12 protein-coding genes are annotated in these 12,476 nt (G+C 62.4%); 9 read left to right on the forward strand and 3 right to left on the reverse strand.

What is annotated here, in order from left to right:
- Positions 1-435 precede the first annotated feature (435 nt).
- The 5 genes from rbsK (at position 436) to RCAS_RS26615 (ending at position 5,392) form a co-directional block, all read left to right on the forward strand.
- Positions 436-1,350 carry a ribokinase gene (rbsK, locus tag RCAS_RS19530; protein WP_012122227.1) on the forward strand — a complete coding sequence of 305 codons (915 nt, stop codon included), beginning with the start codon at positions 436-438 and terminating at the stop codon, positions 1,348-1,350.
- A 33-nt stretch (positions 1,351-1,383) separates the two neighbouring features.
- Complete coding sequence (locus RCAS_RS19535; RefSeq protein ID WP_041331156.1) at positions 1,384-2,043, forward strand: HAD family hydrolase; 660 nt, start codon at positions 1,384-1,386, stop codon at positions 2,041-2,043.
- Positions 2,044-2,246: 203 nt separating this feature from the next.
- Positions 2,247-2,621 carry a CidA/LrgA family protein gene (locus RCAS_RS19540; protein WP_012122229.1) on the forward strand — a complete coding sequence of 125 codons (375 nt, stop codon included), beginning with the start codon at positions 2,247-2,249 and terminating at the stop codon, positions 2,619-2,621.
- A complete protein-coding gene (locus tag RCAS_RS19545; protein WP_232280071.1) occupies positions 2,614-3,324 on the forward strand; it encodes an LrgB family protein in 711 nt (236 codons plus the stop codon). The genes RCAS_RS19540 and RCAS_RS19545 overlap by 8 nt, the downstream gene beginning before the upstream one ends.
- Before the next feature lie 745 nt (positions 3,325-4,069).
- Complete coding sequence (locus tag RCAS_RS26615; protein WP_012122231.1) at positions 4,070-5,392, forward strand: TIGR00730 family Rossman fold protein; 1,323 nt, start codon at positions 4,070-4,072, stop codon at positions 5,390-5,392.
- Positions 5,393-5,421: 29 nt separating this feature from the next.
- Here RCAS_RS26615 and RCAS_RS19560 read toward each other — a convergent pair whose 3' ends face one another.
- Together RCAS_RS19560 and RCAS_RS19565 are read right to left on the reverse strand one after the other, a co-directional pair.
- The gene (locus RCAS_RS19560) at positions 5,422-6,681 is read right to left on the reverse strand and encodes a glycosyltransferase (RefSeq protein ID WP_012122232.1); all 1,260 of its coding nucleotides are present in this window, start codon (positions 6,679-6,681) and stop codon (positions 5,422-5,424) included.
- A 9-nt stretch (positions 6,682-6,690) separates the two neighbouring features.
- Positions 6,691-6,978, reverse strand: a complete 288-nt coding sequence (locus RCAS_RS19565; protein WP_012122233.1) for an oxidative damage protection protein — start codon at positions 6,976-6,978, stop codon at positions 6,691-6,693.
- A gap of 130 nt (positions 6,979-7,108) precedes the next feature.
- Between RCAS_RS19565 and RCAS_RS19570 the strand changes: the two genes are divergently transcribed.
- Both RCAS_RS19570 and RCAS_RS19575 read left to right on the forward strand, forming a co-directional pair.
- Positions 7,109-8,200 (forward strand): alanine dehydrogenase, encoded by a 1,092-nt coding sequence (locus RCAS_RS19570; RefSeq protein ID WP_012122234.1) that lies wholly within the window; start codon positions 7,109-7,111, stop codon positions 8,198-8,200.
- A gap of 269 nt (positions 8,201-8,469) precedes the next feature.
- Entirely contained in the window at positions 8,470-9,765 is a 1,296-nt protein-coding gene (locus RCAS_RS19575; protein WP_012122235.1) for an acetyl-CoA hydrolase/transferase family protein, read from the forward strand.
- Positions 9,766-9,768: 3 nt separating this feature from the next.
- Here RCAS_RS19575 and RCAS_RS19580 read toward each other — a convergent pair whose 3' ends face one another.
- The gene (locus tag RCAS_RS19580; RefSeq protein WP_232280072.1) at positions 9,769-10,725 is read right to left on the reverse strand and encodes a universal stress protein; all 957 of its coding nucleotides are present in this window, start codon (positions 10,723-10,725) and stop codon (positions 9,769-9,771) included.
- 224 nt (positions 10,726-10,949) lie between these two features.
- On the opposite strand from RCAS_RS19580, the gene RCAS_RS19585 reads away from it, so the two are divergent.
- Together RCAS_RS19585 and RCAS_RS19590 are read left to right on the forward strand one after the other, a co-directional pair.
- On the forward strand, positions 10,950-11,366 hold the full coding sequence (locus tag RCAS_RS19585) for a universal stress protein (RefSeq protein WP_012122237.1): 417 nt from the start codon (positions 10,950-10,952) through the stop codon (positions 11,364-11,366).
- Between the two features lie 48 nt (positions 11,367-11,414).
- Complete coding sequence (locus RCAS_RS19590; protein ID WP_012122238.1) at positions 11,415-12,308, forward strand: universal stress protein; 894 nt, start codon at positions 11,415-11,417, stop codon at positions 12,306-12,308.
- The last annotated feature ends 168 nt before the right edge of the window (positions 12,309-12,476 follow it).

The following is a 12,476-nucleotide window of genomic DNA, read 5'->3' on the forward strand; positions in this document are numbered from 1 at the left end:
GTCATTCCGCGCGCAGCGACGGGTCATGCCGCGCGCAGCGACGGGTCATTCCGCGCGCAGCGACGGGTCATGCCGCGCGCAGCGAGGAATCTCAGCGGGTCGCGCACGACCCCTCGCGCTGCGCGGGGTGACCATGCCGGATGGTCACAGGTAATTGGTATAATAGTACTATGCCGGGGCTTTGCCTTGTGCCCCGTCACGACGCCACGCGCCTGTCACTCTGTGCAGCGGCGCCGGAGCGAAGGGTCGCGGTATGGCATCACTGTCGGGATTCCTCGCTGAGTTTACCCTGAGCGAAGCGAAGGACTCGGAATGACAACCCTCATCAGGGCATGAGGACCGATGACGCCTTGCGCGCTCGCGCGCTCTGCGGCATGACAACCCTCGTTGCAGGAATAGGGCGCACGAGCCGATGTTCGCATGGAGAAAGCGTCGGTGACCATTGTTGTGTTTGGCAGCATCAACATGGACCTGGTGGTGCGCACGCCGCGTCTGCCGGCGCCCGGCGAAACGCTCACCGGTCATTCATTCTTTACAGCGCCGGGGGGCAAAGGCGCCAATCAGGCCGTCGCCTGCGCGCGACTCGATGCACCGACCCGGATGGTTGGGCGTGTCGGCGATGATCTGTTCGGTGAACAATTGCGACACAGCCTGCGGTCTTTTGGTGTGCAGGACGATGGCGTGCTGACAACCCCCGGTCCGTCGGGGGTGGCGCTGATCGCCGTCGATGACGCGGCAGAGAACACCATCGTAATCGTTCCAGGCGCGAATGGCGCCGTCGGCAGCGAGGACATGCCACGGCTGGAGCGGGCGCTCGATGGCGCGCGCGCGCTGCTGTTGCAACTCGAAACGCCGCTTGCGACGGTTGCGGCGGCGGCGCGCGCCGGGCGCGCGCGCGGCGCGACGGTCATTCTCGATCCGGCGCCGGCGCTGCCGCTGCCTGATGAATTGTATGCGCTGGCGGACATTCTAACGCCGAACGAAAGTGAAGCGACAACCCTGACCGGCATCCCCGTCCATGATGAGCAGAGTGCGGCGGCGGCGGCGCGGGCATTGCGTGCGCGCGGCGCGCGAACGGTCATTATCAAACTCGGCGCGCGCGGCGCACTTGCGGCAGACGCGAACGGCGTGCGCTTCTGGCCCGCCTTCACCGTCACGGCGGTCGATACCGTCGCTGCGGGAGACGCCTTCAACGGCGGGCTGGCGGTGGCGCTGAGCGAGGGACGTCCCTTCGAGGAAGCCATCCGGTGGGGACTGGCTGCGGGCGCGCTGTCCGTCACCAAACATGGTGCGCAGCCGTCGATGCCGGATCGGGCGGAACTGCTGGCGTTGTCAGGGGTGAGGGGCTAGGGGGTGTGTGATGGCGACGAGAAGAAGGGTGTTATGCTGCAAGCGTTGATTTTTGATTTCGACGGGTTGATCCTCGACACAGAGACTCCCGATTTCATCGTGTTGAGCGAGCAGTATCGTCGTTTTGGCGCGGAACTTCTCCCTGAACGATGGGTGCATGGCCTGGGAACGACCGGCGGTTATGATCCCTACGGTGAACTCGAAGCGCTGACCGGCGCGAGGCTCGACCGCGAGGCGCTCCGGCGCGAACACCGTGAGCGGTACATCGCGTTGTGCGAGCAGCAACCGCTCCAACCCGGCGTGCGCGAGGTCATCATCGCAGCGCGCGCGCGCGGCATTCGCCTGGCAGTGGCATCGAGCGCAACACGTGAGTGGGTCGAGGGATGGCTCGAACGCCATGCCATTCGCGCATACTTCGCCTGTGTGCGCACTCGCAGCGACGGAGTGCGCGTCAAACCCGCACCTGATCTGTTCCTCAGCGCCGCCGCCTGCCTCGATGCGCCGCCGGAGTGGTGTGTCGTGCTCGAAGACTCGCCGAACGGCATTCGCGCTGCCGCAGCGGCAGGTATGCGGTGCGTCGCTGTTCCGGTGGCGCTCCTCGACACCCTCTCATTGCCTCCTCACATGCTGCGTCTCCACTCCCTGGCGGACCTCCCGGCGGACGCGCTGCTGGATCGAATGGCGAGCAGGTAGGGGTCAGGAGCGCTACCCGCTCTGATAACGATGCTCGGCGCTTTTTGATTCTGCAAGCCTATGCGCATGGTTCGTCGCTTTTTGTGACCAATGGCTTCCTGATGTGGCTCGCAACCTGATCAACAATGTGGAAGCGCAGATGCCATCGTTTCAGATTTTAGGATGCCTTGACCGAACACGAACAAACATGGAGTGGACGGCTTATGTTACGAGGAATGACCGTTTTGCTCATCTGTCAGTTGATCGGCGAAGTGACGGCGCGTGCGCTCAATCTGCCGATGCCCGGACCGGTGCTTGGCATGTTGCTGCTCTTCAGCGTTCTGCTATGGCGCGGCGCCCCTGAATGGCTCGATCAGGTTGCGCAAGGATTGCTGCGTTTTCTTCCCCTTTTCTTCGTGCCGGCCGGCGTCGGCATCATGAACCATGTGCAACTGATGCGCGCTGAGTGGCCGGCAATTGCCATCACTCTGCTTGTCAGCACGGTCATCACGATGATCGTCACCGCAGGGGTATTGCTCCTCTTTCTCCGTCTGACCGATGCAAGAAAGGCTTCCACGCATGCAACCAACCATGACTGACATCTGGGTCTATCTGGCACAGACGCCGCTCCTCTGGCTGACCGCCACGCTGCTGGTCTACTACCTGGCGGATCTGGGGTATCAGCGAGTTCGGCAGTGGACCCTGGCAAATCCGGTTCTTCTTTCGGTTGTCCTGCTGGTCATCTTCCTGACCGTCACCGGCACACCCTATCAGCGCTACTTTGATGGCGCTCAGTTCGTCCATTTCCTGCTGGGTCCGACGACTGTCGCGCTGGCATTGCCGCTCTGGCGCTATGCCAGTCGATTGCGGCGCATGCTGCTACCGCTCAGCGCGGCGCTTCTGGTCGGCTCGCTCACCTCCGTTCTATCGGTAGTCGCCATTGGTCGTCTCACCGGTGTATCGGAGGTCACGCTGCGTTCCCTGGCGCCCAAATCGGTCACCACACCGATTGCAATGGGCATCTCCGAACAGATTGGCGGGCTGCCATCGTTGACGGCTGTGCTGGTGATCGTCACCGGCATCATTGGCGCAGTCATCGCGCAAGATCTGTTCGACCGTCTGCGGTTGAACGATCAGGCGGCGCGTGGTCTGGCAATCGGGGTCGCATCGCATGGGATTGGCACTGCGCGTGCGTTGCAGATGCACGCCGAAGCTGGCGCGTTTGCAGGATTGGCGATGGGGCTGAACGGTGCGCTGACGGCGCTGCTGACACCGATACTGGCGCAGATTCTGGGTTTGTAACGACCGAGTCGCGCGGGGACGTCCCCCCGCCCCCGCATTTGAAAGGCGGACAGCACGCATTGACCCTCACCCCCCGCTCCTCCCCCGCGCGTGGGAGCGGGGAAACCGGCGCCGCGCGCGAGTCCGTCCCCCGGCGGGCGGGCCGGTGTTTGCGGTCATTGCGCCACCGGCGCAGCCGGTCGAAGCAATCTGTCATTGCGAGCCGCCGCAGGCGGCGAAGCAATCCCCTCGCAGACGTGCCAGGATGCGCGGTCACTGCGCCACCGGCGCAGCCGGGCGAAGCAATCTCATCACGGCGCAGCCGGGCGAAGCAATCTCATCATTGCGCCACCGGCGCAGCCGGTCAAAGCACGCCGTCATTGCGAGCCGCCGCAGGCGGCGAAGCAATCCCCTCACTGCGCCACCGGCGCAGCCGGGCGAAGCACGCCGTCATTGCGAGACCGGCGCAGCCGGGCGAAGCACGCCGTCATTGCGCCACCGGCGCAGCCGGTCAAAGCAATCTCCTCACCCCCTGCCCCGCTCCCGCACGCGGGAGAGGGGAGACCGGCGCCGCGCGCGCGTCCGTCCTGCGGTGGGGCGGGCCGCTGTGCGCGCGGAGGTTCTGCCCGCCCGTCAACCCTCCACGCGCGGGGGGCAGGGGGGCTTGCGACCGAATCGCGCGTCAGCCCTCGTGGTATCATGCACTGTCGCCTGGACCGGGCGGCGAATTGCGAACATCACAGCGTACCGTCTCAGGAAATCAATCATGTTCGATGAACGAGTCGTGCTCATCACCGGTGGCGGTTCAGGAATCGGGCGCGCAACAGCGCTGGCGTTCGGCAGGCACGGCGCGCGCGTAGTCGTCGGCAATCGGGATCGTGACGCCGGTGAAGCGACGGTCGCCGCAATCCGGGCAATGGGTGGAACGGCGTTGTTCGTTCCGACCGATGTCACCCGACCAACAGCGGTGCGCGCGCTGATCGACGCAGCGGTTGAAACGTTTGGACGCCTCGATGTTGCATTCAACAATGCTGGATGGTTCGGATCGGTCGCGCCGCTGGCAGAACAGGACGAGCATGAGTTCGACCCTGTTTTTGACACAAATGTACGCGGCGTTTTTCTGTGCATGAAGTACGAACTGGCACAGATGCTGAAACAGGGGCAGGGTGTCATCATTAACAATGCATCGACGACCGGCATACGCAATTCGACAATGGGTGTGGCGCTGTATGCCGCAGCAAAAGCGGCGGTGATTTCCCTGACACGCTCTGCCGCCATAGAATACGCCGCTCATGGCGTGCGCATTAATTGCAGTAGCGCCAGGACGGATTGCGACCGACATGCTGGCGAAAGCAGGCGGCGGCAACCCGGAACGTTTTGCTGCGGTGATTCCCATGCGACGCCTTGGTACATCAGAAGAAGTCGCTCAGGCAGTTCTCTGGCTGGCATCATCGGCGGCGTCATTCGTCACCGGTCAGGTGCTGGGGGTCGATGGCGGATACCTGGCATCATAATACACATAGAAGGAGACACAACGATGCATGTCTGCGTCTACTGCGCCTCGAGCGATCACGTACCGGCACTCTATCTGGAAGCGGCCCATACCTTCGGTGAAGGGATGGCGCGGCGCGGCTGGACGCTGGTGTACGGCGGGGGTGGCATCGGATTGATGGGCGCGGTCGCGCGAGCGGTACACGGCGCCGGCGGACGGGTCATTGGCGTTATTCCACAAACGCTGCTGGAACGCGAAGTCGGCTATCAGGAAGCGGACGAACTGATCGTCACCGGAACTCTACGCGAACGCAAGCAGATCATGGATGATCGCGCCGATGCGTTCGTCGCGCTGCCAGGCGGCTTCGGCACACTCGAAGAATTGCTGGAAATCATGACGCTTCGCATGCTTGGCTACCACAACAAGCCGATCGTCATCGTCAACATTGGCGGTTATTTCGATCCGCTCCTGACACAGTTCGAGTATATCTTCACCCAAAACTTTGCCCACGAACGCTACCGCCGTCTCTACGCCGTGAAAGCCGATCCTGAAACAGCCCTCACCTATCTGGAGCGAATCACGCCTGGCTCGCCGTAATGCAGGAAGATAGTCGCAGCATCTCAGTATCATGGCATTACGCGCGCAACGACCTCCACCGCTCGCGCAACGCCCTCCTCGGCGCCGATCAACCGCCCTATCGCCGCAGCACGCACCCGGATGAGGTCATCAGTCGCCGCCATAATGGCGGGTGCCAGGCGATCCGGCGTTGCGCGTCGCCGCGGCAGCGGCGGCGGTCCCGCGCCAATTGCGGCGACGCGCATCCCCCAGAAGGGTTGATCGATCCCGACCGGAACCGTCATCGTCGGGATACCGGCGCGCAAACTGGCGGCGGTTGTTCCGGCGCCGCCATGGTGAACGGCGACGGCGACACGTGGGAAGAGCAGGCGATGGGGCGCGTATGGCACGACGAGCACATCACGGCGACCGGCTGCCAGGCGCGCGACGTCGGCTGAACCGAAGAGAATGCCGCGGCGCTGCGCCAGGCGCAGCGCTTCCAGCGCCAGCGCCGCATCATCGCGCGGTCGCCGACCGCCCATGCTGCCAAAACCGATGACAATCGGCGGATCGCCAGCTGCAAGGAACGACTCAATCTCCGGCGCCAGGCGTTCAGCCGGATGGTCGAGGAACCAGTAGCCGGTCACCATATGATGTGGCGGCCAGTCGTCAGGCGGTGGCACGACATGCGGGCTGAACCCGTAGACGAAGGGCGCACTCGATGTGCACGCTAGAGCAAAGGGGTCGAGCGACATGTGGCGCGGACCAGGCGCGCGCGCCCGCCAGCGATGGAATACGGTTCGCCATGGCAGCCAGGTCGCCAGTTCGACAGCCGTATAACTCAGACGGCGGGCGCGCGCGCCCAGGCTTAATGTCACCGGCAGCAGCGGCGATGGAAAGCGGATCGTTAGCGTGACGGGCTGCAACGGCGCCCAGACACAGGGTATGCCGAACGTCGTCGCAATAAGTTGCCCCCAGCAACTTGCCAGCGACACAATGATCAGGGCGCTCCCGTAACATGCGGTCGCTGCCGCGTCCAGCATGCGAGCATAGATCGCCTGCGCCGACCGAATATAACGGAGTGTTGCGACCACGCCACGCCCTACTCCGCCATCGAAGGTCAGCGCCGCATCATCATGAAGAAGCAGATCACTGGGATTGCCCCCGATGCTGCGAAACGCCAGACCCTGCGCCTGAACCAGAGGCGCAAACTGAGGATGGGTTGCAAGCGCAACAGCGAAGCCAGCATCGTGCAAACCTTTGCCGAGCGCCGCCAGTGGGCGCACGTCCCCCAGCGTGCCGCTCGCCAGGATCGTGATGGTTGGGCGCATCCCGCGCGCTTATTCCTCTACAGCGCCTTCTGGCGTCCAGCCCTCCGGTTTGGCGTCGCTCTCGCCAAAGAAGAAGAGTTCCGCCTGCTGCATCATCACCTCGGTGGCACGGGGATCGACCATGCTCAACCCGTAGTGGTTGATAATCAGTAACGCCTGATCCATCCACATATTCCACGCCTGCTGCGATACATTCTCGTAAATACGCTTCCCCAATTCGCCGGGGTATGGCGGACGGGGCAAACCAGGCAATTCACGACCGAGTTTGACGCATTTGACCATGCGCGGTGTGCTCATACACGTCTCCAGTTGGCAAATTGTTACTCTCTGTAACTCACCGTTCCCTACGATAGTATACTACCATATGGTATGCTCACCGCATGGTGGTGAGGTCTGGGCAAAGAAACGGTCGCGAAGGGAAGCGCATATGGACATTGCCATTCCACAAGCCCACGCACCCGATGAACACCGGGTGGCGCTCACGCCAGCCGGCGTGCACTCGCTGGTCATTGCCGGGCACACAGTGTTTGTCGAGAGCGGCGCCGGAGCCGGCGCAGGGTTTACCGATGCGTCCTACAGCGCTGTAGGCGCGCATATCGCATATGGTCCTGAGGAGATTTATGCGCGCGGCGACCTGTTGCTGACTATCGATGGGGTGCCGGAGAATGCATTGCCGATGGTGCGTCCCGGTCAGGTTGTAGCCGGTTTTTTGCACCTGGCCGTCACGCCGCGCCGTGTCATCGATGCGCTGGCGGCGGCAGGCGCATCGACGCTCAGTTATGAAGCGATCCGGCGCAACGACGGTATTGCGCCGGTGCTGTTGCCCATGAGCGAGATTGGCGGTCGTTTGATGCCGCAACTGGCGGCGCATCTACTGGAAACGCCGAGCGGCGGGCGTGGCACCCTGCTGGCGCCCATTCCCGGCGTTCCATCGGCGGAAGTTGTGATCCTGGGCGCCGGTCGAGTCGGCGGCAATGCGGCATATGGGTTCAGTTCCTGGGGAGTGCAGACGACGGTGCTCGATCAGGATATGGATCGATTGCGCGCGGTGGAACAGATCTGCCGCGGGCACGTCACAACCCGGCTTGCCACCGAGAGCGCGCTGGCGCACGTGCTCCCCTTTGCCGACGTGGTTATTGGCGCCGTCAAAGTTCCGCACGGTCGTGCGCCCAAACTGGTAAGCGCCGCCATGGTTGCAACAATGAAGCCACGCAGCGTCATCATCGATGTTGCCATCGATGAAGGCGGATGTATCGAGACGAGTCGCCCAACGACGCACAGCAATCCGACCTACCTGGCGTCGGGAGTTCTGCACTATGCCGTGCCCAACATTCCGAGCGCCGTGGCACGCACTGCTGCCCATGCACTGAACAATGCGCTTTTGCCCTTCGCACTGCGGATCGCATCCCAGGGACTCGAACGAGCAGCGCAGCAAGATGACGCAATTGCACGCGGAATCGGTCTTCTCAACGGGCAGCCATACACATCACATATCGAGCAAGCACTCGAACACTCATGAGAGATGACGGAAAACGGTCCTCACGAAGCGCAGCGCAGGGGCGAGGCAAAGGGCACACGGTGGCGCTCGTCACCCTGAGCACTGCAGCGGGTCTCCGCGAGGGCAGGCGAGATGCTTCACTGCGTTCCGCAGGATACCGGCGCTCGTCACCCTGAGCGCAGCAGCGGGGCGTAACTCGTTCACCTATCATGCTGAGGGGCAAGAGTGCAGGATGCGGAGCGCAACCGGAAACAGCGATCAAGACCTCAAAACGATGTGGAGATAGTGCTATGCCACGCTCGCTAACGGCAGGAAGGCGTGAAATGACCGCTGAAGAAGCGGTGGAACTGATAGAGTCGAACCATCGGGTATATATCGGCGGCGGATGCGGCGTGCCCATACCGCTGCTGGATGCGCTCGTAGCACGCGCGCCTGAGTTGCGCAATGTCGAGATCATTCACATGCTGACGGCAGGGGAGGACCCAACGACGGCGCCGGAACTGGCGGCGTCATTTCGCCATAACGCCCTGTTTATCGGGCACAACACACGGCGCGCCGTCAACGAGGGGCGCGCCGATTTTACGCCGATCTTTCTCGGCGAGATTCCAAAACTGTTTCGGCAGGGCATCCTGCCGCTCGATGTCGCCATGATTCAGGTTTCACCGCCGGATCGCCATGGGTTCTGCTCGCTTGGGGTAGAAGTCGGATGCACCCTGCCGGCAGCGCGCACAGCAAAGATCGTCATTGCCGAGGTCAATGCACGGATGCCGCGCACCCTTGGCGACAGTTTCATTCATATCTCGCGCCTGACGGCGCTGGTCGAAAGTGATCGTCCGCTGCTGGAGTTGCCACAGGGAGAAACCAACAGCGTTGCGCAGGCGATTGGTCGCCACATTGCAGAACTGATCCCGGATGGCGCCACGCTGCAACTCGGGATTGGCGCCATCCCGGATGCGGTGCTCTCGAATCTGCACGGCAAACGGCACCTGGGGATCCACACCGAGTTGTTCTCGGATGGCGTCATTGATCTGGTCGAAGCCGGGGTCATTGACGGTGAATTGAAGACCATCCATCAGGGAAAGGTCGTTGCCGGCTTTATCCTCGGCAGTCAGCGTTGCTTCGATTGGGCGCACAACAATGCTATGGTGGAAATGCACCCTACCGACTATGTCAACGATCCGTTCGTCATCGCACAGCACAAGAATATGGTCGCCGTCAATTCGGCGTTGCAGGTCGACCTGACCGGTCAGGTGTGCGCCGATAGCATCGGCACGCGCCTGTACAGCGGGGTTGGGGGGCAGGTCGATTTTATTCGCGGCGCGTCGCGCTCAGAGGGGGGTATTCCCATCATCGCCATTTCATCGACGGCACGTGACGGCACAATTTCACGCATCGTGCCGACGCTCGATGTCGGCGCAGGCGTGGTCACCAGTCGCTACGACGTGCATTTTGTGGTCACTGAGTATGGCGTGGCGGACCTGTATGGCCGCACCCTGGCGCAACGCGCCCGCGCGCTGATCAATATTGCTCACCCGGCATTTCGCGATCAGTTGACCGAAGCGGCGAAAAAATTGCACTATATCTGACGCTCACTCGCCGGCACGCACCAGAATGAGCGGCGTCGTCGTGGCGTGCAGCACCTTATCCGCCACGCTGCCGAGCGCCCAGCGCCGCAACCCGCCATATCCGTGCGTCGCCATCACAATCAGGTCGACGTCCATCGCCTGCGCTTCGTCGATGATCACCTCGGCAGGATACCCGATAATCGCATGGGTAAGCACACGCGGAACCTCAGCGCGCAATGAGGCGGCTTCCGCGTTCAGGTCGTTCAGCGCGTACTCGTGCAGCGCGCCAAGCGCTTCGTTATTCTCGGCAAGAGGACGACCCAACATGGGCGCACCGATGTATGCCTCGATCATGGGCACCACCGCGCGGAGCAGGATCAATTCGGCGTGTGCGGCGCGCGCAATCTCGCTCGCAAGCGGCAGCGCCTGCCGCGCCAGCCCGGAGCCATCGAGCGGTATGAGAATACGGCGCGGCGGATGCACAATCGGCTGCGCTTGCCCGCGCACCAGCAGCACCGGCGCTTCGGTCGCATGAATGACCTTATCGGCGACACTGCCAAGCGCCCAGCGGCGCAAGCCGCTGTAGCCATGCGTGGCCATTGCGATCATTGCACCGGGGAGGCATCCGGCGGCGACTTCGACGATCACATCGGCAGGTGAACCGGAGCGCACATCGCTGACGACTTCAATCCCTGCATCTTCGAGCGCCTTCGCCTGTGCGTCGAGGTACGCCTGCGCGCGCTGGCGAAGCGCCTCCATCGATTCATCGTAATAATCGCGGCGCAGCGCTTCGCTCTCTGGAACGCCATAGACCGAAATGAGCACCTGCGCCCACGACTCGCCGCTGCTAAGATGCGACTCCTGAACGACGCGGAGCAGATGGACCCGCGCCCCCAACAGCGGCGCCAACACCCGAACATATGGCAGCACCTGGGCTGACAGTTCGGAGCCATCGAGCGGTACAACTATGGTTTGCATCATCGTCCTCCTCATCGAGGCTGGTTCTCTCTGAAGCATAACATACTCCATCCATCCCTTTGGAAGAAGATGTTCACCACGGATGGCGTCCTCACAACGCATTGAGACGACGTTGTGATACCTTTACGCACTGTACTGGCATCTTTCCTGCCCTTTTCCATCGAGATCACCTATAGTTAGGGTGAACGTATTTGCCTGTGATCGCACTCAACGAAGAGGTGGTCAGCATGTTTCACAAAATACTCGTCGCTGTGGATGGTTCGCCAACGTCGTCGCGGGCAATCGACGCAGCCGTCGATATCGCAAAGCATTACAACGCAAAATTGTGCCTGCTCCATGCGTTCCCGCATGTCTCCGATCTTCTCGGCACGCCCGAATACGAGCGTCTGTTGGAAACACGGATGCTGATAGGCCAGTCGCTGATTGAGGCTGCACGTACTCAGGTCGGCGATCAGGCGGATGTTGATGTACAATTGCTCGAAGGACCGCCAGCGCAGGCGATTCTGCGCGTTGCCGAAGAGGAGAACTTCGACCTGATCGTCATGGGGTCGCGCGGGCATAGTACACTCGTTGGTCTGCTCCTGGGCAGTGTGAGCAATACAGTGGTGCAACGCGCCCACTGCCCGGTATTGGTCGTACACTAGATATCGCTGCCAGATAACAATCCGGCGCAGGTTGGTGAGGAGGCGCGCATGTGCCGATCCATCCTGGTGCCGCTCGATGGCTCGGCGTTCAGTGAGCATGCGTTGCCACTGGCGCTCTCGGTCGCGCGGCGATCAGGCGCGCAACTTTACCTTGCTCACGTCCTGTCTGGACGTGGCGGGCTGGCCGATATGGCAGAACGCGCCAGCGCAGCAAGTCGGACGGCCTACCTCGAGCGGGTGGCGCAGCAGATCGAGAAACAATCGGTGCGTGCGCCGATTATGTCGATCCTCACCGGACCTGTCGCCGAGACGCTTCTGGAGCACGCGCGATCTGTCGGGTGCGATCTGATCGTGCTCACAACCCACGGTCGGGGGGCGCTCTCACGGCTCTGGCTCGGTAGCGTCGCCGATGTGATCGTGCGGCGCTCGCCGGTGCCGGTAATGCTGGTGCGCCCCCATCAGCCAACCGTAACCATCGATACGAAAACTACCAGGCTTTCGTTGCGCCGTATTCTGATCCCGCTCGATGGTTCTCCTCTGGCAGAAGCAATCATTGAGCACAGTGTTCATATCGGGCGTATCATGGACGCGGAGTATACGCTGCTGCGAGTCGTCGATCCCTCCGTCCTCGGTCTGTCGGCTCAGGATGAGAATGCCGGCGCCGCGACGGTGGCGCAACCGCTCAAGGATCGCGCACAGGCGTATCTGGAACGGCAGGCGGAGGAATTGCGCGCGCAGGGGTTGCAGGTCGATGCTGCGGTCATGGTAGGAGAACCATCCGCATGTATTCTCGACTATGCACGGATGCATAGCATCGACCTGATTGCGATGGCAACCCACGGACGTGGCGGGTTTTCCCTCCTGCTCCTCGGCAGCGTCGCCGATAAAGTCCTGCGCGGGTCATCGCTGCCGCTGTTGTTGTACAGCCCTGGAGTCAAGTGATACCAATGACGCTTGACGATGCCGCATGCGGGTCCTTCCGAGCCCTTCGCTTCGCTCAGGGTAAACGCAGCGTGGAATCGGCGCGGGTCGCGCCCGACCCCTCGCGCGGCTCGGGGTGACCATGCCGGATGGTCACCGGTCATTGGTATGAGTGGGTGGAAGGTTGAA

It is taken from the genome of Roseiflexus castenholzii DSM 13941 (assembly GCF_000017805.1).
GTDB classification, from domain to species: Bacteria; Chloroflexota; Chloroflexia; order Chloroflexales; family Roseiflexaceae; genus Roseiflexus; species Roseiflexus castenholzii.